Source organism: Sphingobacterium lactis (assembly GCF_011046555.1).
In the GTDB taxonomy this organism is placed as follows: Bacteria; Bacteroidota; Bacteroidia; order Sphingobacteriales; family Sphingobacteriaceae; genus Sphingobacterium; species Sphingobacterium lactis.
In genome coordinates, this window is the sequence record NZ_CP049246.1 from 2,723,537 (window position 1) to 2,746,225 (window position 22,689).

The 22,689-nt window shown below is 43.6% G+C and carries 18 protein-coding genes and 1 tRNA gene; 4 read left to right on the plus strand and 15 right to left on the minus strand.

Annotated features, from left to right (window positions below; translation table 11 throughout):
- Positions 1 to 57 precede the first annotated feature (57 nt).
- From G6N79_RS11860 to G6N79_RS11895, 8 genes are all read right to left on the minus strand, one after another.
- The gene (locus tag G6N79_RS11860) at positions 58 to 990 is read right to left on the minus strand and encodes a siderophore ABC transporter substrate-binding protein (RefSeq protein WP_103906340.1); all 933 of its coding nucleotides are present in this window, start codon (positions 988 to 990) and stop codon (positions 58 to 60) included.
- Positions 987 to 1,772 carry an iron ABC transporter ATP-binding protein gene (locus tag G6N79_RS11865; protein WP_103906339.1) on the minus strand — a complete coding sequence of 262 codons (786 nt, stop codon included), beginning with the start codon at positions 1,770 to 1,772 and terminating at the stop codon, positions 987 to 989. The genes G6N79_RS11860 and G6N79_RS11865 overlap by 4 nt, the downstream gene beginning before the upstream one ends.
- A gap of 1 nt (position 1,773) precedes the next feature.
- A complete protein-coding gene (locus G6N79_RS11870; protein WP_103906338.1) occupies positions 1,774 to 2,715 on the minus strand; it encodes an iron chelate uptake ABC transporter family permease subunit in 942 nt (313 codons plus the stop codon).
- Complete coding sequence (locus tag G6N79_RS11875) at positions 2,712 to 3,701, minus strand: ABC transporter permease (protein ID WP_103906337.1); 990 nt, start codon at positions 3,699 to 3,701, stop codon at positions 2,712 to 2,714. Before G6N79_RS11875 ends, G6N79_RS11870 begins: the two co-directional genes overlap by 4 nt.
- Before the next feature lie 54 nt (positions 3,702 to 3,755).
- The gene (locus tag G6N79_RS11880; protein WP_103906336.1) at positions 3,756 to 4,070 is read right to left on the minus strand and encodes a cupin domain-containing protein; all 315 of its coding nucleotides are present in this window, start codon (positions 4,068 to 4,070) and stop codon (positions 3,756 to 3,758) included.
- 431 nt (positions 4,071 to 4,501) lie between these two features.
- Positions 4,502 to 4,873 (minus strand): VOC family protein, encoded by a 372-nt coding sequence (locus tag G6N79_RS11885; protein ID WP_103906335.1) that lies wholly within the window; start codon positions 4,871 to 4,873, stop codon positions 4,502 to 4,504.
- A gap of 47 nt (positions 4,874 to 4,920) precedes the next feature.
- Positions 4,921 to 5,280 carry a DUF2200 domain-containing protein gene (locus G6N79_RS11890; protein ID WP_103906334.1) on the minus strand — a complete coding sequence of 120 codons (360 nt, stop codon included), beginning with the start codon at positions 5,278 to 5,280 and terminating at the stop codon, positions 4,921 to 4,923.
- Positions 5,281 to 5,762: 482 nt separating this feature from the next.
- Positions 5,763 to 5,850, minus strand: a tRNA-Ser gene (locus G6N79_RS11895).
- A 207-nt stretch (positions 5,851 to 6,057) separates the two neighbouring features.
- Between G6N79_RS11895 and G6N79_RS11900 the strand changes: the two genes are divergently transcribed.
- The 3 genes from G6N79_RS11900 to G6N79_RS11910 all read left to right on the plus strand — a co-directional run bounded on the left by G6N79_RS11900 (position 6,058) and on the right by G6N79_RS11910 (position 8,305).
- Entirely contained in the window at positions 6,058 to 6,630 is a 573-nt protein-coding gene (locus G6N79_RS11900) for a hypothetical protein (protein ID WP_146060619.1), read from the plus strand.
- A 141-nt stretch (positions 6,631 to 6,771) separates the two neighbouring features.
- Entirely contained in the window at positions 6,772 to 7,626 is an 855-nt protein-coding gene (locus tag G6N79_RS11905) for a tetratricopeptide repeat protein (RefSeq protein ID WP_103906332.1), read from the plus strand.
- 64 nt (positions 7,627 to 7,690) lie between these two features.
- Positions 7,691 to 8,305: a hypothetical protein gene (locus tag G6N79_RS11910; protein ID WP_103906331.1), complete on the plus strand. Its 615-nt coding sequence runs from the start codon at positions 7,691 to 7,693 to the stop codon at positions 8,303 to 8,305.
- Positions 8,306 to 8,416: 111 nt separating this feature from the next.
- On the opposite strand, the gene bglX is transcribed toward G6N79_RS11910, so the two are convergent.
- The 5 genes from bglX to G6N79_RS11935 all read right to left on the minus strand — a co-directional run bounded on the left by bglX (position 8,417) and on the right by G6N79_RS11935 (position 20,047).
- Entirely contained in the window at positions 8,417 to 10,699 is a 2,283-nt protein-coding gene (bglX, locus tag G6N79_RS11915) for a beta-glucosidase BglX (protein ID WP_103906330.1), read from the minus strand.
- Positions 10,700 to 10,798: 99 nt separating this feature from the next.
- On the minus strand, positions 10,799 to 12,172 hold the full coding sequence (locus G6N79_RS11920) for a glucoamylase family protein (protein ID WP_103906329.1): 1,374 nt from the start codon (positions 12,170 to 12,172) through the stop codon (positions 10,799 to 10,801).
- A 99-nt stretch (positions 12,173 to 12,271) separates the two neighbouring features.
- Positions 12,272 to 13,696, minus strand: coding sequence for a RagB/SusD family nutrient uptake outer membrane protein (locus tag G6N79_RS11925; RefSeq protein ID WP_103906328.1), 1,425 nt, complete (start codon positions 13,694 to 13,696; stop codon positions 12,272 to 12,274).
- A gap of 20 nt (positions 13,697 to 13,716) precedes the next feature.
- On the minus strand, positions 13,717 to 16,812 hold the full coding sequence (locus tag G6N79_RS11930) for a SusC/RagA family TonB-linked outer membrane protein (RefSeq protein ID WP_103906327.1): 3,096 nt from the start codon (positions 16,810 to 16,812) through the stop codon (positions 13,717 to 13,719).
- Between the two features lie 376 nt (positions 16,813 to 17,188).
- Entirely contained in the window at positions 17,189 to 20,047 is a 2,859-nt protein-coding gene (locus tag G6N79_RS11935) for a triple tyrosine motif-containing protein (RefSeq protein ID WP_103906326.1), read from the minus strand.
- 84 nt (positions 20,048 to 20,131) lie between these two features.
- Here G6N79_RS11935 and ispE point away from each other — a divergent pair, with 84 nt between their 5' ends.
- Positions 20,132 to 20,938, plus strand: coding sequence for a 4-(cytidine 5'-diphospho)-2-C-methyl-D-erythritol kinase (ispE, locus tag G6N79_RS11940; protein WP_103906325.1), 807 nt, complete (start codon positions 20,132 to 20,134; stop codon positions 20,936 to 20,938).
- Between the two features lie 97 nt (positions 20,939 to 21,035).
- Here ispE and G6N79_RS11945 read toward each other — a convergent pair whose 3' ends face one another.
- Positions 21,036 to 21,770: an LOG family protein gene (locus G6N79_RS11945; protein WP_103906324.1), complete on the minus strand. Its 735-nt coding sequence runs from the start codon at positions 21,768 to 21,770 to the stop codon at positions 21,036 to 21,038.
- Positions 21,763 to 22,605 (minus strand): ATP cone domain-containing protein, encoded by an 843-nt coding sequence (locus tag G6N79_RS11950; protein WP_103906323.1) that lies wholly within the window; start codon positions 22,603 to 22,605, stop codon positions 21,763 to 21,765. Before G6N79_RS11950 ends, G6N79_RS11945 begins: the two co-directional genes overlap by 8 nt.
- Between the last annotated feature and the right edge of the window lie 84 nt (positions 22,606 to 22,689).

A 22,689-nucleotide genomic window follows, 5' to 3' on the forward strand; every position in this document is an offset into this window, starting at 1 on the left:
CAAGCCGATGAATAAATAAAAACGCCAACTTCAATCTGAAGTTGGCGTTTTTATTAGCTATTTATATCCCAATAAAATATCATCTATCATACGATTTACCGAGTAAGTTCCTCCACCAGATATATACCAAACATTCGGATCGAGGTAATGGATGTTATTCGTTTTATAAGCGTTGGTACGCTGAATTAATACATTTTCTACTTCAGAACGATTTAAGGCCACCCCATCCATCATCAGGGTCCGATCAATTATATAGAGAATATCTGGGTTAACCTTGCTAATTAGCTCATTTGAAACAATAGTACCATGAATAGCTTTTTCTGTGTTTCTGTAAGCGGGTTTTGCGCCAAGGTCTTTGAAAATAAATCCATACCGTGATTCCGTTCCAAAGGAGCTCAGTGTACCTGAATTATACATCAATATCATTAACTTTTTAGGGCTATCCTTGATTTTCTTTTTTGCATCACTGATTTTCTGCTGAATAACCAAAGATTTTTTGTCAGTTTGCTCACTAATGCCATACACTTGACCGATAGTTTTTAAATTTTTGATTATGGACCCAGTAAAATCATCCTTGCTTGTGCCCAGGAATAAAGTTGGGGCAATCTGCGATAGTTTGTGATACTCGCTCGCGATAACATCAGAGATAATGATCAAATCCGGATGTATAGAACTCACCAATTCCAAGTTTGGTTGAATTATGGATCCTGCATCTTTGACATTTGCATCCACCTTATACTTATGGACCTGTGTAGCCACAAAATCCTTAGGAATCCCAGCAACCGAGAGACCTAGGTCCTGGAATGTTTCTAGGGTGCCCATATCAAAAACAACAACATTTTTCGGGTTTTTGGGGGCATCTACTGAACCCTTGGACGTGTGTAATGTAATAGTTTCACTGTTTGCTGTTTCCTTTGGAGTTTGGTTACAGGAAGTTGCTGCCCAACTTGCCGAGACAATTAGGCCTAAGAGTATTGATTTATTAATCATGATATAATTTTTAAAGGTGTTGTCTTGTAGAAATAGTTACATAAAAGGGTTGAAGCATTGCTTATTACTTCAAACTCCATATCAAAAAGTGCTTCAAGTACTTCTTTCCTAATTAATAATCGAGTCTCATCAAAATAATGAATCTCTCCATTTTTCATCGCAATGCAGTAATCTGAAAAATTAGCTGCAAAATTGATGTCATGTACGACAGTAATAATTGTCTTATGGAATTCATGGGCTAATTGTGATAGCAAGGCCATGATTGCGCGGCTGTGTTTCATGTCCAGGTTGTTCAACGGTTCATCCAGTAGGATGTAATCGGTATCTTGAGCAATGATCATAGCTAGAAATACCCTTTGCCGTTGTCCACCGGAAATTTGATCGATAAACGAATTGCGGATATCGCTCAGATCAAATAGAGAAATTACCTCTTCAATTTTATCGCGATCCAATTGCGTAATTTTCCCTTCGGAGTGTGGAAATCGCCCAAATGCAATCAACTCCGAAACCCTCAACTTGAGGTCGTACACGTTTTGTTGCTTCAGAAACGATAATTTCTTTGAAAAGGTCCGTAAGGGAATGCTTGCTGTGTTTTGGCCTTCCAAATGAATTGTTCCGTAATCTGGCTTTTCAAGGCGAGCGATCAAAGATAGCAGGGTTGATTTCCCAGCACCATTTGGGCCAATTAATGCAATGACCTTCCCTTTAGGTAGCATGAGATTTATATTTTCTAATGTTATTTTTTTGCCGTAGCTTTTACGTACGCCAGAAATTTTGATCATGTTATTTTCGGGTTAATTTCAGAATAAGCATAATAAAATACAGTGCTCCAATTAGATTCACGATAATCGCCATGCTATATTTATAATTCAAAAGATGTTCAATTAGGAATTGGGCACAGCAAAGTAAAATGAGTGCAATTCCAATGGCGAAAGGTATATTATAACTATGGTTTTCAACATTTGTTAAACGGTAGGTCATGCCAGCAACAAAGATTCCTACAAAAGTAATTGGTCCCACCAAAGCCGAAGAGACAGAAACCAGTATCGATATACCCAACAATTGCCTGCGAGCAATCGAATCATAATCTACACCTAGTCCAAATGCATTTTCCCTACCTAAAACAAGTACGTTTAAATACTTTAGATCCCTTAACAGATAAACAATGGTAGTACAGGTAACCAGCATCGAAATGACCAAGTTGCTCAAACTGGTTTTGCTTAATGTAGCGAACATGGCAGACTGTACATAACCAAAGGAATTCGGGTCAATAATATTCTGAAGAAACTGCGTGGTCGTGCTAAAAAATATACCGAGGATTAGGCCTATGAGCAAAATATAATATATATTTTTTCGATGCTTTCGAAAAATAAACCCATATAAGGCCATTGAATAGATAAGCAAGATTAGGCAGGATATAATAAAACCTATCGTCTTCGATTGAAAAAATAAACTATTCGATCCCAAGAACAATATCGCCAAGACCTGGACTAGAATATACAGATGTTCATAGCCCATCAATGACGGCGTTAATATCTTGTTGGAAGATAGCGTTTGAAATACAATGGTAGAATATCCCACAGTAACACTGACTAGCACAATCGCTAACAACCGCTCAATTCGACCTGAAACAATAAAACGATTTTGTATATCCAAATGATAAAACATAAATAAAAGCAGGCAAATCGTAACTAGGGCAAATAAAATGGCCTTTTTGATTCTCATCGATTTTTTAGGGTTAACAGAACTAAAAATGCTAATGCCCCAAGGGAACCGACGATCATGCTGCTGGGAATTTCATACGGAAATATGATTGTCCGCCCAATAATATCACATAAGACAAGAGCAATACTGCCGTAACAAGCAATATAAGGAAGGTTTCGATGGATGTTGTCGCCATAGAAAACCGATACTAAATTTGGAATAATCAGATCCAAGAATGGGAGTGAGCCTACCGTTAAGATCGTACAACTGACCATAATTGATGTAAGTAGCAGGCCAAGTGTTACTATGCTTGTAAAATTCAATCCTAAATTACTGGTAAAATCTTTTCCAAGACCGGCAATGGTAAATTTCTGGGCAAAACGGTAACATAGAAATAATAGGGGTACCATCAGGTAGATCGTTTCATATTGTCCTTTAATACTCTTGGCAAAGTTTCCTACCATCCAACTCTCCATATTCTGGATGATATTGAATTGAAATCCAATTACGTTTGCTATTCCATTCAGGACATATCCATACATTACTCCTAAGACTGGAATAATTACTGTGCTGTGTTTCGTAATTTTTGCAATGGAGAAGGTAAATAGACAGGTTAATCCTAAGCAGCATAACGTGGCTAAACAAAGTTTCGCCAGAAATGAATGCTGAGGAAATACGATCAAAGCGAATAGGATCCCCAATTTCGCAGCATCCAGAGTCCCCGCGGTCGTAGGAGAGATGAATTTATTCTGTGTTATCTGTTGAATAATTACTCCACAGATGGATAATCCCGCCCCAGTAAGCAATAAGGTTATTGTCCGCGGAACTCTACTCACCAACAAGGTTTCCAATTCCTTAGGTGAATGGTTCAGCATACTGGAAAATTTAAAATCCTCCACACCAATGGTAATGGAAGATAGGCTCACTAAAAGTACACCAAGGATGGGAAGCCAATAATGTAGGAGTTGAGAACTTATTTGCTGTTTTTTAATACATGTAAATACCATATGCACGCTAGAAACTTATATGGTTATCGTGTAAAAGAATTTGATAATGGGAGCTTATTTGTATTTGGGCTCAAACAGTAAGATATGGGTTTCCTCTTTAGCAATCGGCTTATGGACAGTGTTATTAGGAATCACGACAATTTCCCCCTGACCTACAGTGACGCTGGTTTCCTCGTCGAATTGAATTTGGAGTTCGCCTGAAAGGATATAGAAAATCTTCTCGCCAGTATCATGCGCATGCATTTCATACTCTCCTTTAAGCTTTGCGATTTCCACAACATGATTGTTGATCTGAGCAACTTCACGTAAGGACCAAAATTCTTGAATCGTGTCTAATTTCTGTTGAATGTTCACTTTTTTGATTTCCATGGTTAAGGGATAATGATGTGATTAAATTATTTAGAATGATTTTAAACTGATAACAAAAGTATCTGTTTAAATATTTCATATTTGCAGGGAATTATAAGGATTCAGCAGAAGAGGGAGTGAAGAGTGGTATTTGTGAGAGATTTTTAAAGGATTGGTTGGTTTATTTGAATATGGTCGATAAATGGATATTTATTCTTATTTTTTTAAAACCTGACCTCAAATCAAGCTTATAAAGCAAACAATCGAAGGTAATAACTCGGCGATCCTTGTGTAGGTTTAAAACATATTAAAGATTCACGGCATGCAAACAGTTTTAAAATTGCTGGAGATCCCGTCTTTAGCATTCCAATCCACGCACACCATAAAAAACAAAACCCTTCAATTTTATTTGAAGGGTAAATAGAATTTTCCTACTCGTTTCTCAATCAATATTAACGATGTTGGTCAATCAAAATATTATTGCCATCCGGGTCTGTAAGGGTAATATATTCAGGACCCGAAGTTGTTTCATTGGCTTCTCTTGTGAGGTTAATACCTAGACTTTTGAGATGACTTTGGATGTTGCGTACATCATCGAATTCCTCCAGGTTTTGGGCATTTCCATCCCAGCCTGGATTAAAAGTGATAATGTTTCCTTCAAACATTCCCTGAAAAAGACCAATTACGGCATTTTCGTTTTTTAATACTATCCAATTTTGATCGATGTTTCCACCTTTGTATGTAAATCCTAATTTCTCATAGAATTCTTTTGATTGATGAATGTCTTTAACAGCAAGACTTATTGAAAATGCCCCTAATTTCATAATTGTTTATTTATTGTATTTTACTTTTTTAAAAGCAATAGCGCTATCTACCTTAAAATCTTTTCGATTTTTTTCCCTTTTGCAAGTTCATCAATCACCTTGTCCAGGTATCTTGCTTTTTTGGTAAGTGGGTTTTCGATTTCTTCAATCTTATAACCGCAAATTGTCCCTTTTATCAGTCCAGCATTAGGATGCAGTTGTGCTCTGTCAAAAAAGGTTTCAAATGTCACTTTTTCATCAATAAGTTCCTGCAATTTTTTTTCATCAAAACCGGTGAGCCATTCTATTACTTGATGCAGCTCTGCCACCGTTCTACCTTTGCTCTCCACTTTAGCTACATAATGCGGATAAACCGATGCAAAAATCATTTTCGCAATGCGCTCGTTTTGTTTTTCATTTTCTTTCATAGTTCAAATTTATGGTTGCAAAAATTATCCTTATAGGTACCAATATACCAACAATTTCAGCAAAATGGTAGAAAGGTTTGCATTCAAAAATACCGACAGTTTTTGAAGCTAATCAATTATTATTTTATAACCATATGAAAAGCTGTTGATTGAATTGGCATCATCGGTATTACCCTTGACTTTCAACAGTTTTGATTCGCTTTGAGGGGAGACTTCAATTAAATCAAAGCTGGTTACTTTTTTATTGGAATGATTAATAAGGCTGATACTGTGGTCTAGGATTTAGATTTCAAAGGGATTGGTTCAGTTGCTCGAGGCCCACGCACAGGGCTTGAACCATCCCTTTAGTGGGGGTGGCTTCAATTGAAACAAAGCCGATCGCTTCGCTCTCGGTTTTGTTGTTTATGAAGGATTTGCTCAAACACGTTTGGCAAATCCTTCAGAAACAACAAAACCCGACTTTAGTCGGGCTTTGATTTATTTGGCGGAGAGTGAGGGATTCGAACCCCCGAACCTGTGACAGTTAACGGTTTTCAAGACCGCCGCATTCGACCACTCTGCCAACTCTCCGCGACAAAAGTAGAAATTTTTGTACGCTCTCCAAAACTTATTTGATATACCCCTGAAAATGAGCTTAATTATTTTCAGACTACAATCAGCTCCTTCAAAAACCGCCTTATTCCGCTACTTTTTCCCAATTCTGGTACTTTATTTTACCTGAAAACGTGTACTGTTTTGCCTCTCCTTAATCCCTAGTTTTGTTTCAAACGAAAGATTATGCAAAAACAAAAAATCACACAGCTATTATTTACGCTATGCCTAGTCCTTGGCTTTACAATGGTGTTATCGTCGTGCAGCAAGGATGAGGGTGGGCCGTCGGATAGCGGCAATTATTTCATGAAAGCGAAGTTCAACGGTGAGCTTAAGGAGTTCAAACAACAGCCGAGTTTCCAGGGCGGGGGCAATGATGGCCGCTTGGAACATATCGTATTGGGTGCCGATGAGATCTATTTCAAGGATGTGAAACCGGGTGAGATGTCACCAGGATTTGTGATCGAAATATGGAATATCGGTGGCGACATTAAAAACGGTACTTACACTTATAACGGTGGTGGTGGTATCGATCGCGACGATGCAAACTCCTACAGCTTGAAATCCTATTACATGTTGGATGGCTATACGCGTTACGGTGCGAACGAAACTGAAAACCTGACCATGGTGATCACCGATTTGCAGCGTGATAAATCCATCCGCGGAACGTTCAAGGGCGTGTTCACATTGAACGACGAATCAGGAAAGACGATCACAATTACGGACGGAGAATTCTACTTGCCGTATAGGGATAATTAAAAACTTCATAAATACCCTTAAAAGTGCTATGCCTTCGATCCCATATCGAGGGCATTTTTTATGGCTGTTAAGAAAAGTGAAAAGCTAGGGCAATGGATTTATATTTTTTAAATTTGGAAGATCGTATAGCTTTCTTTTATCATGAAATACCTTTTACCCATTTTTATCCTCTGCTGTGAGTTTACATTTGCACAAAAGCAGGACACCCGGTTCAACACCAAGTTCTATGATGCCGTGGATAAATGGGTGGTATTCGATAAAAAGGAAGGGGAGCAGTCGTATTCTTTAGGTTTCATCTATATCGATCCGCAAGCGGGCTTCACCTACAATTATGAATCGGCCTTACAGATGCAGGGTTCCAAGGTCAGCAAATTACCGCGTTTGGTGAACGACAGCAACATCAAGGTGCGGTTGGACCGCAATACGTTTGATGTATTGGTGTTAACGCCCGAGCAGGTTAAATCACTGGGATTGCCGGCTGAACCGGAATGGTTGGCTACGTATAAGGTCAATCAGGATTTTATCGAGGCCCGTGTTGGTATTGGATCCGCATACAATGCGGCAGGAGCATCGCACCACGCACTTCCGATTTTACAGAAAGCCTATGAGGAAAACCCGCATTATCCTGGATTGGAATTTGAATTGGCTTATGCCTATAATGCGACACAGAGCTTTTATAAAGCGGTCATCGTCCTTAACCGAGCCATTGAAAATGACCCGAGCAACTTTTGGTATTACCGTGAGTTGGGTTTCTCCCTAAAGCACCTCAATAATCTGCCTGAAGCGGAGAAAGCCTACCGCAAAGGTTTTGAACTCTCCACCGAACGTGACCAACGCGCAGAGATGGCCATCAACATGGCGCAAAGTTATTTCAATACCAAGGATCGGGTAAAGTTCGATGAATGGAAAAAACTAGTTGAAGCCAATGCAGATCCGGACTCTATGTTTATGGCCTACATCAAGTATTTTGAGGAAAACTGGGCGAAACCCATCTAATTCTTTCCCGATACCAAAACTTTTGGATTGTTATTTGTTAATTTTATAGGACAACAAAAATACTATGGAACAAATAACACCATTTAACTCGGCAAGTCAAGCCATCGATATCTTGGACAACGGTGGCGAATTTTATCATATCTTCACAAAAGCTGATGACGACAGTATTTCGCAATCGGAAGTTTCCAAGATTGCAGGTGCCGGACTCGAAAAGCAAAAGGGAATCCTATACCTGCAGTTGGCATTGAGCAACCTGAACGAAAGGGAAGTACAGGAAGTTCAAGCCCGTTTTGATGATAAATTGCTCGAGAATTACAATAAATATAAAGCGGAATCCATTGAGGTGTTCGAAGGACTGGAAGGCTTTAAATCGGGAGCAAGTATCATTTTACACGGTACACCAAAGCACCTGCAATCGGAAGGCTATATCACCGGATTTATGCAGATCGCCATTATCGATGCCTTCACCCTGATTCCCATTACGGAAAAGTATAGCGTATATGAAATGTATGACGCAGCGGGCACCAAGATCTTAGTGGCCCATGATAAGGAAGCTGGACATTTGCCGAATGAGGAAATCAAGATTGCAGGGGTGGTAAAAGAATTCCAACTAAGCGAAGAAAATGCCAGTGAATTTGAGCGCTTCGTCGAAGTCGCTTACTTCTCAGAATTAAAATAACAAGAAATAATAAGGAAGAAATTACTTCCAAAAAATAAAGGCGTCTAAAATTTAGACGCCTTCCCCTTGTTTTCAATAGGTAATCGTAGGGTTTATTTATTATGCAAGTTCTTAGTTGACCAATTCAAAGTCAGCTTCTTTCAGATCGCGTGAATTTCCACCGACAAAAACCTTGAACATCCCCGGTTCGGAAATATGCTCCAGTTTTTGGTTATAGAATTTCAGGTCTTCATTGCTCACCTCGAATGTTAAGGTCTTCGTTTCACCTTTTTTCAAGAATACTTTCTGGAAGTTCTTCAGTTCCTTGATCGGACGGGTCTGAGAGCCGACCATATCGCGGATATAGAGCTGAACGACTTCAGCACCGTCGTAGTTTCCGGCATTTTTAAGTTGTACTGAAACTTGCAACTTGTCAGATGCAGTGATCTTTTGCTTATCGAGGGTAATCGGGCTATAGTCAAAAGTGGTGTAGCTCAATCCGTAACCGAAAGGGTAGAGTGGGGCATTGCTCACATCCAGGTAATTGGAACGGAATTTCTGGAACCACGCACCTTCGGCCAATGGCCTTCCGGTATTCTTTTGGCTGTAGTACATCGGCAATTGACCGACATGCTGCGGGAAAGTTGCTGGAAGCTTTCCGGATGGATTCACATCACCAAATAGAACATCAGCAACTGCTTTTCCTGTTTCTGTACCTCCGAACCATACATTGAGGATGGCCGGTACATGCTCATTTTCCCAGGTTAGCGTCAGCGGTCTTCCGGCAAATAGGACCAGCACTACTGGTTTGCCGGTCTTCAGCAAAGCTTCCAATAGACGGCGCTGGCTAGCTGGGATATTCAGGTCCGTACGACTGGAGCTTTCGCCACTCATTTCGGAGCTTTCCCCAAGGGCAGCAACTATAACATCTGCCTTGTTTGCCGTTGCTACCGCTTCTGCGATGATGGTTTCCGCTGGGCGGTCATCCCGTGGAATGGTTCTTCCAAACATGGTGGAACGTTCCTGTAGGGCAGCATCATCCGTCAGGTTTGCACCCAAGTGGGTCACGATCTGTACCTGATTGCCCAATGCCGCACGCATGCCATCGACCAAGGATGCCGTCTTGGCTAAGTCGGCACTTACGCTCCAGGTTCCAGGCATGTTGGCGCCGGTGTTGGCCAATGGACCGATGACGGCCACCGTACCTGATTTTTTAAGCGGCAAGGTTTGGTTGGCATTCTTCAGGAGCACGAAGGATTTCGTTGCTGCTTCCCGAGCCAATTGCAAGTGTTCAGATTTACCGATTTCCTTTTTCGCACGGTCCTCATTGCAGTACCGGAATGGATCTTCGAATAAGCCCAGTTTATATTTCGCTTCCAGTACATAGCGGCACGCACGATCAATCGCTGCTGCGCTCACTTTTCCTTCGTCAAGAGATTTCTTCAGGGTGGTCAGGAATCCTTCACCAACCATATCCATATCGACACCAGCTTTAAGGGAAAGGGCAGATACCTGCTGCAAGTCGCCCAAGCCGTGGTCAATCAGTTCATTCACTGCGGTATAATCCGTCACGACCAAGCCATTGAATTTCCAATCGGTACGCAACAGATCAGTCAGCAACCAGGAGTTCGCACTGGCGGGAACCCCATTGATGTCGTTGAATGAAGTCATGATGGATTGTGCTCCGGCATCGATAGCCGCCTTATAGGGTGGCAAATATTCATTGTACATGCGGTGCAAGCTCATGTCCGTGGTGTGGTAATCACGGCCGGCTTCTGCAGCACCATATAGGGCGAAATGCTTCACACAGGCCATAAGCGTATTGTATTTCTTCAGGTCGTCGCCTTGGTAGCCGACCACCATTTCCCGGGCAATGCGGGCGCTCAGATAAGTATCTTCACCGCTGCCTTCGGAGATCCTTCCCCAGCGGGCATCCCTAGAGATATCGACCATCGGGGAGAAGGTCCAGTTCAGTCCGTCGGCGGAGGCCTCAATGGCCGCAACGCGGGCTGTTTTCTGGATCAGGTCCATATCCCATGTGGCCGCTAGGCCCAACGGGATGGGGAATATGGTTTTATAGCCATGGATCACATCCATGCCGAAGATAATGGGAATCTTGAGGCGCGATTGGTTGACCGCCAATTCCTGTGCCTTCCGGATGCGTGCGGGCGTGGTCATGCTGAAGATACCACCGATATTGCCGGCTTTGATCTTTCCTTCCACGTCCGTAGACACCACAGATCCTGTCGTGGCTTCTCCAGCCGTAACCAGGTTCAACTGCCCGATCTTCTCTTCAATGGTCATCTTTCCCATAAGGTCATCGATGAACCTATCCATTTTAGGATCCTGCTGCCCAAAGATCAATTGGCTGGATAGGACCAAGCCGCAGCAGAGTATACCTTTTATTAAATTCATGGACTGTATGCGTTATTTTGTTGTATGCGTTGGCTTGCTAATAGGTTCGTTCAAAAAAGTAAACAGCCCCGAAGGGCTGATTACAAACTAACCACCAATTTATTTCAGTTTAGGACTCTGAAATCCTAATTTTTTCAATCCTGCCTGTATTTCTGGGGCCTGCATGAAAAGATTCCATACCAACCCGGTTCTGTAATTTTCGATCATTACCACAATCGGGCCCTGATCGATCGCCAGATAGCGTTGTGGATACCAATTTTCCGTTTCGCTATAGGCATCGTAAAAACCGTATTTACCCCAAACCTTATCTTCCAGATTATTGAACAGATACCTGCCAAAGGCTAAACTTTCCTTCGGTGTATATGGGGTAGAGGATAATGCCGCAGTCGGGCTGATGACCGATTTGTCATTATCAGGGTGATGGGCATCGTATCCCGTGATGGAATAGGAAGCTGTCCATCCCCAACCTTTGTCTGCGCCGTACCCTTTGAATTGTTTCGGGTTGGCCTCCGCATAGGCGATATTGATCTTGGCGTGGTTGCGGACCACATCTTCATAGTTCACATATTGATCCTTCAAGCCCATAGGGTCAAGACCCATAAATGAATAGTGTGCCCAGAACAAAGGACCTACCTGTCCTTCCTGTGCATTGTGCTTGATGCCGATAGGGATATCAAATTTGGTCAGGTCGGATTTGATCTTTCCGTTCCGTGCCCATCCTTCTTGGTATACTGCGGTGTCGATAGGGTGTGTAGGAGACGATGCTGCAAGGACATAGGTGATCAGACATTCGTCATAGCCTTGGATAGGGTGGTTCATGCCGAAGTCATGATTGGGGCTCCAGTGCCAAAGCAAGACATTCTTGCTATTGGTGTAATGGTTCCAATCGATTTCACGCCACAAGGCATCCGCCTTTTTGGCAATGGCTTGCTGCGCATCCGTTCCGTTCTTGAAATATTCGCGTACCACGATCAGTGATTGCGTGAGGAAAGCCGTTTCTACGAGGTCACCACCATTATCCTTATCCGAGAAGGCTTTAACCTTGCCCGTGTCACCATGGTACCAATGGGACCAAGCTCCCTTAAACCGAGGGATTTTGGCCAGGTAATCCATGATCTTATTCAGTCGGGTTTCACCTTCCGTCTTGGTGATAAAGCCACGTTCCATACCGACTACCATGCCCATGATTCCGAAACCGCTACCACCGGTGGTAATAACCTGTTGGTCATTCTGCGGATATTCGCCATCGATATGGATTCGCTCGCGGGCGAGTCCCGAAGTCGGCTCGGCACCTTCCCAGAAATATTGGAAAGTCTGCTGCTGGATCTTGTTCATGAGCGAATCATCCGATAGCGCTGTAGTATCGGGTTTTTCGGTCCCTGTATCTGTTTGTTCTTGTTGTAGGGTCGTCTGACAAGCCGTAAATCCCCCGAAGCTTATCATTAAGGCAATAGTTAGTGTCCGTATCTTCATATAAGTGTATAGTAGCTAGCAATTTGGAATTGCTGGTTGGAAAAGTGATTCTTGTAAATATGGGAGGGCTTTCCTTGCCCTCCCGCTAACTGTATGATATTACCAACCCGTATTTTGGGTCATATCCGGAGTTTGGATCAGCTGATTGTCAGGAATAGGGAACAGTAGATTCCTTGTTTGGAATGTTTTACCATTCGCTTTCATGGCTGCTTCAGCTTGTTTAGTACGGATGAGGTCGAACCATCTGTCGTGTTCGAAAGCCAGCTCCAGGCGGCGTTCCTTCCATACCGCGGTACGGATAGCTGCTTGGCCAGATGCCGTCGAATTTGGCAATTTAACCCGAGAGCGCACGATGTTAAGCGCTGCCAAAGCCTCGCTGGAATTGCCCAACTCATTGGCCGCTTCCGCCTTGATCAGGTATACTTCACCTAAACGAAGGTACCGAAGGTTTTTATCGCCATCACCAGCACCGCCATTTGCGGACGAGTAGGCTTTTTCATTGTACATTTCATTTTCGGTGTTACCGATCGCACGTCCGTCGTACATGGTTTCACCACGGAAAATAATGGTCGCATCCCGACGGATGGCATCTTTTTCTGCATTAAAGGCATCCAAAAGGTTTTGGGATGGCGTATTGAAACCCCAACCGATTCCGGCGGTACCACCACGTGGTCCTTGTGTTTCCGAATATTGTTGGATACCATGGGCTATAGACTCACCACGTGCCTGGAATTCAAAGATCGATTCCGGACCGTTTTCTCCAGCCAATCGCCAGATGGTGTTGTAATCAGGCTCCAAGCTGTAATCGCCTGAATTGATTACCGCATTGGACAGGTCAAAAGCAGCTTGCCATTCCCCTTGGTACAAATGCACCTTGGCCAATAGGGCCTGAGCGGCACCTTTCGTTGCACGACCCAAATCCTTAGCTGGGTAGTTCTTCTTGGTAGGCAGGTTATCGATCGCAAATTTTAGGTCTGCTTCGATATAGTCATACACTTCAGCAACAGGGGCACGACGGATCAGGTCTTGCTCCTGAATAGGAATTTCACCCCAGCCACGCACCAAATAAAAGTAATTCAGGGCACGCAGGAAGCGCGCTTCAGCAATGTACCTGTTCTTCAATGCGGCATCCGACATTTCATAGGATTCCGTGAACTTGATGGTTTCCGTAGCACGGCCGATTGATTTGTACCAATGTTCCCACATGGAAGCAAAGGAGCTTGCCGTTGTGGTGTAGGTCAATGCATCGAGGATGTCCTTATCGCCACCGTTATCAGTAGGGGAAGACCCTTTGTCGGCATTGTCGGAAATAATCTCCGTAACACCTAAAAATGCGAAAGCATAGTTCCAATCGGTGAACATACCGTAGACGCCGTTGACAAAGGTTTCTGGAGAATACGTTTCCTCGCTGTCTCCAGCTTCCACAGCTTCCTGCGAGGGAACATCCAAGAAATCTTTAGCACAGCTGCTCATCAAGAGACCGGCAGCTGCTAAAAGGGATATATTTAAAGTTCTTAATTTCATGATTGATGTACGTTAATTGATTAAAACTGAACGTTAAGACCGAACAAGAAGTTTCTCGTTGTCGGGTAAGCGGATAACTCAATACCCGGCGTCAACTGTGGATTACCATCGCTGGCAATCTCAGGAGAGAATCCTGAATATTTCGTGAACATAAATGGATTCTGTGCCGTCACGTAAAGTCTAAGGTTTGACGTTGAATTGTATAATTTCTTGAACGTATACCCCAAGGTCATGTTGTTGATACGGAAATAATTGCCAGATTCCAGGTAATAGCTGGATGCATAGGCATCGCGGTCTGCTCCCGGATCAACATTGTTCGTGCCTGGACCTGACCAACGGTTGTTGAATGTATCTTCGGTAATGTTCTCACCACCATTGATACGTGTGCCTTTCAGCGCATTGTAGATCTTGTTTCCGGCAACACCGTAGCCAGCCATGGAGAAATCGAACGCCTTATAGTTGATGCCGATGTTGAAACCGTAGGTTGAAGAAGGCATATACGAGCCCAAGAATACTTTATCGCGGTTGTCAATGACACCGTCATTGTTCTGATCTTTATATTTCAGGTGTCCAGGGCGAGGAGAGCCGTATTTCGCGCCCGCATTGATCTCGTCTGTATTTTGCCAAACACCATCTGTTTCCCACATCCACCATGCATAGATCGGGTTGCCCACTTTGATCTGCTTGGTGATCTGACCATTCGATAAACTACCACCGGTCATACCGTCGTAAGTCGGTTTAACTTCGATCAGCTCGTTGTGGTTGTACGCATAGTTCACACCGATGGAATAGAAGAAGTCTTCAGAAACATTGTTCTTCCAGTTCAATGCAAATTCCAAACCTTGGTTTCTCACCTTACCACCATGGTCATAGAAGTTCGTGGAGAATGGGGAGTTCAAGATCGGGATCACGTTCATGATCATGTTGTTGTTCAACTTGTTGTAGTAGTCAATGGAACCAGAAAGCTTACGATCCATAAATTCGAAGTCTAGTCCTACTCCGGATTCGTATGTTTTTTCCCATTTCAATGGTAAAGCTGGGCTACCGAATGCCGTACCGAATATCATCGTCTGGCCAGGACCGAATACATAGTTGGTATTGCTACTTCCTTCACTGCTGAGTACTTGGCCAACATTCACTGGAATGTTTGCATTACCAAGGATACCCCAGTTTGCACGAAGTTTTAAGTAATTCACCACGGTATTGTCTTTCATGAAATCTTCGTTGGTGATGGTCCATCCCAAACCTACGGCAGGGAAGGTGTCAAAGTAATCACCTGTATTTCTGAATACCGAAGAACCATCATGACGAACTGTAGCCGTCAAATAATATTTGCTTTGGTAGTTGTACTGCACACGGCCAAAATAGGATGCCAAGGCAATCGGTGTGGTGTACGTTTGGTTCAACACTTTATCGTATTCAACCGAAGCCATATTGATGTTCCAATATTGTTCCTGTTCGGGAACATCATACCCCGTTCCAGAGATAAAGTTTCCAATGGATGATTTGTCTCTTGAAAAACCAGCTACAACGTTCAGGTTATGGCCACTGAAGTTTTTCTCAAACGTCAGGAAAGTTTCCCATTGCCATCTGAAATCTTCTGTTTTTCTGTAGGAAAGGCTGTTGTCTGCGTAGTCAACCACATTTTCACCTTTCAATTTATCAAAATCAGCATCTGTACGCAGCGGACTGCCATTCAACCAATTCGCTCTGATATCCGTGAAAGTACGTGCATTTCTGAAGACTTTCGTTCCACCGATACGGGAGTTGATCTTTAAGAAGTCTAAAATTTGGTATTCACCTTCAATACCACCTTGAATACGGGTTGGGCTGTTCAATTCATTATTGCGCAACACGGCATATACTGGGTTTCCGATGGAGTTTAAGTTACCTGTGTTTTCGCCCGGATTGGTCTGGTAACCTGCAACCCCAGTTGTAGAATTGTAGATGGACGTTCCATAGCGGCCATTATCAAACATAACCGGTGCCAAAGGTGTCTGGCGGTAGGCATCATTGAATGAACTGAAAGGCTTTGGAGTCGATCTGTTGAAGGATAAGTTTAAGTTCTGCGTAAATTTCAATTTATTGTCGAAGAACTTGTATGTATTGTTGTTGCGAACGGTATTGCGGACAAATTTTGAACCATCAAGGATACCGTTCTCGGTGAAGTTTGTGGCACTTACGAAGTAGTCGATTACTTCGGATCCGCCGGAGATATTCACGGAGTTATTGAACACCGTTCCGGTCTGCAACAATTCATCGAACCAATCGGTATCGTAAGGTTGCTGCGTCTGTAATTTCGTTCCGCGACCAACACCTGTGATATTTTCATTGTAATAGGTTACATATTGTGCCGCATTCGCCATCTTAACCTTATTCAACATGTTTTTCATGCCGGCATACGATTCAAAACCTATACGAACAGTTCCTGCTCTACCTTTTTTGGTTGTTACCATAACAACCCCGTTTGCTGCACGCATACCGTAGATAGAGGCGGAGGATGCATCCTTTAGGACATCGATGGATTCGATATCAGAAGGGTTGATGCTGTTCAGGTTGTCCGTAGGGAAGCCATCCACGATATAAAGTGGATCTCTACCGCCCAGGGCTGTACCTAGACCGCGGATAACGACTTGTGGGGTTGACCCCGGAGCATCTGAAGCGGTGATATTGATACCAGCTACTTTACCCTGAATGGATTGCATCGCGGACATTGCCGGTTGCTTCACGATCTCATCGGATTTCACACTTCCAATGGATCCTGTCAGGTCTACCTTTCTGGTCGTACCATAACCGACAACGACAACTTCCTCAAGGGCCATGTTCTCATCATCTAAAAATACATTGATCTGTGCCTTGTCGCCAATCTCGATTGTTTGACTGACATAACCTACAAAAGAGAATACTAAGGATTCGTTAGGAGCGGCCTCCAGGCTAAAACGGCCTGCCTCATCTGTTTGCGTGCCTCCTGATCTGCCACTAATGGATACAGAAACACCCGGCAGTCCAATCATCGATTGGCTGTCCTTTACTGTACCTGTTACAGTTTTGTTCTGCCCATATAACACCGTAATGCTACACAGAAAAACAAAGGTCAGCGTAAATAAATTCCTCATATAACAAATGGTTTTAATTGAGTAAATATTGTTTAGTTAATACATAGGTAAATAAAAGTGATTATTCACTTAACAAAGATGTGATGTATTAGTTTGGTTTGAAAATTTAGGATATATACATTACTACTACACCATATGGGTACTTGCTCATTATTTTCTGATAAATTAGGTAGAATATTGATTTATAGTGATATATCACTACATCAATCTCATGAATAAATCTTACTAAGTGTAAATTATACACATAGTATAAAACTTGCTGTTGATGTAGTGTTGTAGTAGTAGGTTGCATAAAATTAACATAAATTCTATGTTGATTTGATGTTAATTTTGAACGGGAAAGAAGGGAATAATGCAATTATTCCCTTTCTGATTTCTAGACTTCAAGAAGAAATTCAGATAAGTTCTTTTCGGTAGGCAGGTTCAATTTCTTACGGAGTCTATACCGACGGATCTCGACGCCCCGGGTGCTGATGTTCAAGAGGGAGGCAATTTCCTTTGAAGACATATTCAAACGAAGGTAAGCACACAACTTCAAGTCGTTCGGTACGAGGGATGGGTATCCGGTTTTCAATTTCTTGAAGAAGTTTTCATGGGCTTCATTGAAACTCTTTTCGAACAGGTCCCAATCGCGATCGTCGCTATGCGCTTCATCGATCAGTTTGCTGACTTTCCGCAATTGGTCGGAGCTCAGTTTGTTCCCATTGGAGTCGTTCAGGTTCGTCAGCTCATGGTGCAGGTTGTTCAGCATCTCGTTCTTGTAAACAATGTTCATCGCAGCATTCGCGAGTTCCCTGTTCTTGCTTTCCAGTTCCTGCTCCAATTGGATATTCTTTAGGGATATCAGTTTCTTTTCATTCGCTGCTGCTTCGCGCGCGATGCGTTCTTCCTGCTCGGCCAATAATTTTTCCTTAAGGCGTCGCTGGTGCTGCAAAAGTCGATGCTGGTACCATTTCCGGAGGAAATAGACCAAGGCGGCCAATATCAGGATATAGATCAGGATGGCTGGCCAGCTGAAATACCAAGGCGCATGTATTTCAAACGTCACGGTGGATATCTCGGATTGCATGCCGTTGGGGGCCATAGCCCGCACCTGGAACGTGTAAGTCCCAAATGGTAAGTTGGTAAAGTCCTTAAAGGAGATCTCATCCCAACTGGACCAATTTTCCGTATAGCCTTCCAGGTAGTACTGGTACTTTAATGGAGCAGAAGAATACCAAGGGGAGGCGAAGGCAATCCGGATGTTGTTCTGCTTGTTGTCTATCTGAAGTTCATCATAAATAGGATAGGGCTCACCCGTTGTGTTCCAGACGCTTGTGATGATAGGTTTGGGGAGCTGTTGCTGCAAGGGATATTTGTCAAAGTAGAGCGCAAATCCATTGTCGAGGCCAATGATGGAAAGGTTATCATTGACGTTGAGGATCTGTTCATAGTCGTTCATCATCTTGCCCTTCAGCGAATTCCAGGAGCTGGAGTCGATCTTCAGTTTGCCTTCATTCTTGAGTTCCACCCGGGCGATATGCGAATTCAGAATGAACCAATAGGCATTGTTGCGGATAGGGATAATCTTATTGGCATTGGCAAAGCTTCCCAATTGCTGGTTGAGTTCTTCATAGGGCTTAAAGGAACGTAGGATGTTGTCGTAGAGATAGAATCCGGAATCGCTCGCGAAGACAATGTTATTGGCGAGGTTGTAGATGCCGTTCAATTTGGTGTTCTGCGGCAATCCTTTGGTTTCCGGGCGGAATTCAACGGCTTCCTGCAGATCGGGCCGCAGACGGAAACTATAAACCGTTTGGTTGTTGCTCAGCCAGAATTCCGTTTCACCCCGTTGGATCATGTGGCGGACCGGTGATTTGTTGTAGCTGAACTGCTTGATAAAACGTAAGGGGTTATTTGCATCCATGAGGCCAATGCCGGTGTAATTGGCCTGCAGCCAATAGGGTGAGTCCGCAATCGCCATGAATTGCCAAGCGCCCGTCACGGTGGATATCTGCCTGAGGTTGCCATTTTCAACAAGGAATGTACCGTTGTTATGGCCACAGACCAACTGGCCGTTGATATTCTCCAATTTCCAAACCTGTCCCTGTGAACCTGGAACAATCCGGAAATTGAGCGACTTATACTGGTCCGTGCCGTGCCAATCACTGACGAACAGCCCTTGGTTGGTACCCAGGTAGATTTTGTTGTCGAATATAATGGAGGTATAGACCGTACCGATATTCCCGGTCAGATCGGCATAGTAATATAAAGGACTGTTGACATCGATCCGATCGATCCCGTTGTCCAAGCCTACCCATAGGTTGAACTGCTTGTCCACCGCCAAACTAAGCACGGTGTTGTTCTGCAATCCGTTGTTCTTGCTGATGTGCTGGACGATCTCACCCTGTTGATTGAGGATGATTACCCCGTTCTGGATCGTTCCGAAGGCGTATTGGTTCCCGAAAAGCTTAACGCCATTGTTGATCTGGTATTTTTTCAGGAAATCCGAAGCCTCCGTTTGCCATGGCGTAATATCACCTTGCGCATTCATCCTGAAAATGCCGTTGTTGGCCGTTCCGATCAAAACATCATTGCCCATGAATGGCAGGATGGTCAGGATATTCATGCCCTTCAGGACATCGGCATCTTTTACCTTGACCAATTTGCCGTTGGCATATTGGTGCAACCCGGAGGGAATCTGTTCGAAATAAAGCTTATCATTTACCTGAAAACCGAACAGAAAAGGTTCTCCGTCGGCGGTAATGGGCGTTATCTGGTTGTTTTCGTAGAGGTAGCTTTTTGAAAAGGTGTGGAAATAGATCTTGCGCCCATCGATGATGATGCGCCAGATTTCCTCATTCCGTAGGCTCTGCTGATCTTGGACAAGCCCCGTTAGGCTCGTGTAGGCCATCTTGCCGTAGGCTGAACGTGTCCAGTATCCAAATTCCCCAGCGCCGCCCACAAATATGCGACCCGATGCATCGATGTTGACACTTCGGAGCGAAGCTCTGTTTTTCATGGGGTGGAGTTTCCATTCCTGTCCATCAAAGGCCAACAGACCTTCCGTATTTGCGGCATAGATAAAGCCCTCAGGGCTAACCGCCAATCCCCAATTCTGGTTGCCCGCCTGGTACACGCTCTTGCTGTACTGTTGCACAAAGGGAGAGCCAACACGCGGAATATTCTGGCCAAATATTGTATGTCCAGTTACAAAAAGTAGGATCAAAAGAAGAAATCGCACGTATTTTACCATATTTCAAGAGTCAAATATACTTAAAGCTTCGTGGGAGAATCAAATTTTTATTGCCACATGCTGGAAAATCATTTAATTTGTATAATGCTTAAGTTCGCAAACGCTAAAATCAACATTGGTCTGCAAATTACCAATAAAAGAAAAGATGGTTACCATGATCTGGAGACCGTTTTCTATCCTGTAAAGATTTATGATGTCGTGGAAATTATTCCAGCGGATACATTGGAATTGCAGATCTGGAATTCAGATTTAGCGGCCGATGAAAACAACCTATGCCTTAGGGCCTTTCGGTTATTGGCTGGAAGCTATGCTGTAGATCCCGTGAAGATCCATTTGCTCAAGCATATCCCCATGGGGGCTGGTCTTGGCGGCGGATCTTCCGATGCCAGTGCGACCTTGCTATTATTGGATGATTTCTTCAACCTGAATTTGGGACAGGATAGGCTGATGGAATTGGCGGGACAATTGGGTGCCGACTGTCCATTCTTCATCGCGAACAAACCTATGTATGCGGAGGGGATCGGTACGGAATTGTCGCCCATTGATTTGGATCTGGAGGCATACCATATCATTGTTGTTAAGCCAGATGTACATATCTCGACGGCAGATGCCTATGCAGGCGTGGAGCCTAAGCCGGCTGCAATCGACCTTCGCGAAGCCGTTAAGTTACCCATCCAGGAATGGAAGTATGGCATCGTGAATGATTTTGAGCTGTCGCTTTTTGACAGATATCCGCAGTTGAATCGACTTAAACAAAAACTTTATGAAACAGGTGCTATATACGCATCCATGAGCGGCTCCGGATCTGCTGTATATGGCATATTTGAGGAGATCCCAAATATCAAGGAGTTGCAGGAATTCGGCACGGTCTATTTACCACAGCACCTATAGGACTGTCCTTCATAACCAAGTTCGGTTCGAAAAATAAAACAAAGCGCCCCGCTACTGATGAAATAGCGGGGCGCTTTGGGTATTGGTGCAATAACCTTTATATCGCTTTTTTCTCGCCCAGAATCCAATTGGGTTTCTGTTCTTTCAAATGGATAACCTTGTTGGCGTCGGCATACTTTCGGATATGGTCCACGGCTTCCTGGAGATCGTCGGTAAACAGAAGTAGGTCCTGATCTTCCGGGCTGATGGTCTTTTCTTCGATCATTAAGCGAACGTGTTCCCAGATATTCCTATGGTATTCTAAACCCATGATAACTATCGGAAACTGTGTGATTTTCTTAGTCTGAATTAAAGTTAAGGTTTCGAAAAATTCATCGAGTGTTCCAAAACCACCGGGCATAATCACAAATGCAAATGAATATTTCCTCAACAGCTCCTTTCGCACAAAGAAATAGTCGATGTTCACGAATTTATCCATGTAAGGGTTGTGGTGCTGTTCATGTGGCAGAACAATGTTGCACCCCACGGACTTGCCATTTACATCCTTTGCACCGCGGTTTGCAGCTTCCATAATGCCGGGACCACCACCGGTCATAATGGTGTAGTTCAATTTCGCCAGTTCGGCAGATACGGCACGTGCCTGTTTATAGTAGGTGTGATTCTCGTCAAAACGGGCGGACCCAAAGACTGTCACACATGGACCAACGAAATGGAGCGTACGGAATCCCTTCATAAATTGATACACCACACCGAGGGCATATTTCAGTTCATTCCACCGGCTCCGCGCGCCCTTGAAGAATTTAATCTCCTCTCTTACAAATTTATTACTCATGTGATAATGGGCTGTCTATTAATTCTTTTGCTTCTTTCAATAAAACTTCCTGTTTATCCTTAGGCAGCTGAATGGTGTTCAGGACTTCCGGTTTTTTAAGGAGGTCTTTCACCAGGATAATCTGGTTCTTGAGCAACATCGCCTTATCCTGACTGCTCAGGTTGGTCAGGCAGGTTACCGGATATTCACCGTTGTTATCCACGCGGGTCTTCAGGCATTTCCCCTCAGGGTAATTCCAGGAAAGCATGTTCAGCTTGTAATGATTGGCAAAGGCAATCGAATCCGTTGTGAAATAGGCATTGGTAACCAACCAACCATCAGAGAATTGGAGGTTCTGGCCGAAGAATGTATAATTGATCCCGAGAATATCTTCTTTTCTCGATTTATAGTACATCGGCGTGGTCACCGAGACCTTCGCGTCTGCATCGTTCCGGAATTTACATTCCACGGCAAATAATTTTCCGTCCTTCAGTGCTACCACATCCAATTCATGGCTTACGGCATGACCCTGTACGGTTTGTCCGGTAACGGCTTGGAAGCCATCTTCCTGAAATAAGCGTGCGATCCATTTTTCGAAATAGAATCCTTCGGGGCCCAGTTCCCGCAGTGCTTTCTTCAGGCTGTACCGGGCAGCATACGAGTCCTTTTTACCGCGCAGCGACGTGAAGGCCAATTCGTACAGCTCCTTGGTGCTGATGCCGTCGTAGAGGGAACCTTTGATATTCTCATAAACGAGGTTCACTTCCTGTTCGCTCGCTCCAGAGCGGGTCAGGGAACGTCTCAAGGCTGCTTCATCAAACGGAACCAGCTCTCCAGAATATTTCTTTACTTGCATAAATCCAATTTCTATTCGTGAATGTACTATAATATTCCCATCCCTAACAAATTTTATTCCCAATCGGAAACATTTTCCTTTTTC

Coding starts and splice junctions, on each gene's coding strand:
- G6N79_RS11925 (WP_103906328.1), bottom strand. CDS start 13,696: ATGAAATTAAGAACTTTAAATATATCCCTTTTAGCAGCTGCCGGTCTC.
- G6N79_RS11905 (WP_103906332.1), top strand. CDS start 6,772: ATGAAATACCTTTTACCCATTTTTATCCTCTGCTGTGAGTTTACATTT.
- G6N79_RS11880 (WP_103906336.1), bottom strand. CDS start 4,070: ATGGAAATCAAAAAAGTGAACATTCAACAGAAATTAGACACGATTCAA.
- G6N79_RS11910 (WP_103906331.1), top strand. CDS start 7,691: ATGGAACAAATAACACCATTTAACTCGGCAAGTCAAGCCATCGATATC.
- bglX (WP_103906330.1), bottom strand. CDS start 10,699: ATGAATTTAATAAAAGGTATACTCTGCTGCGGCTTGGTCCTATCCAGC.
- G6N79_RS11945 (WP_103906324.1), bottom strand. CDS start 21,770: ATGAGTAATAAATTTGTAAGAGAGGAGATTAAATTCTTCAAGGGCGCG.
- G6N79_RS11950 (WP_103906323.1), bottom strand. CDS start 22,605: ATGCAAGTAAAGAAATATTCTGGAGAGCTGGTTCCGTTTGATGAAGCA.
- G6N79_RS11870 (WP_103906338.1), bottom strand. CDS start 2,715: ATGAGAATCAAAAAGGCCATTTTATTTGCCCTAGTTACGATTTGCCTG.
- G6N79_RS11900 (WP_146060619.1), top strand. CDS start 6,058: ATGCAAAAACAAAAAATCACACAGCTATTATTTACGCTATGCCTAGTC.
- G6N79_RS11920 (WP_103906329.1), bottom strand. CDS start 12,172: ATGAAGATACGGACACTAACTATTGCCTTAATGATAAGCTTCGGGGGA.
- G6N79_RS11890 (WP_103906334.1), bottom strand. CDS start 5,280: ATGAAAGAAAATGAAAAACAAAACGAGCGCATTGCGAAAATGATTTTT.
- G6N79_RS11865 (WP_103906339.1), bottom strand. CDS start 1,772: ATGATCAAAATTTCTGGCGTACGTAAAAGCTACGGCAAAAAAATAACA.
- G6N79_RS11885 (WP_103906335.1), bottom strand. CDS start 4,873: ATGAAATTAGGGGCATTTTCAATAAGTCTTGCTGTTAAAGACATTCAT.
- ispE (WP_103906325.1), top strand. CDS start 20,132: ATGCTTAAGTTCGCAAACGCTAAAATCAACATTGGTCTGCAAATTACC.
- G6N79_RS11930 (WP_103906327.1), bottom strand. CDS start 16,812: ATGAGGAATTTATTTACGCTGACCTTTGTTTTTCTGTGTAGCATTACG.
- G6N79_RS11875 (WP_103906337.1), bottom strand. CDS start 3,701: ATGGTATTTACATGTATTAAAAAACAGCAAATAAGTTCTCAACTCCTA.
- G6N79_RS11935 (WP_103906326.1), bottom strand. CDS start 20,047: ATGGTAAAATACGTGCGATTTCTTCTTTTGATCCTACTTTTTGTAACT.
- G6N79_RS11860 (WP_103906340.1), bottom strand. CDS start 990: ATGATTAATAAATCAATACTCTTAGGCCTAATTGTCTCGGCAAGTTGG.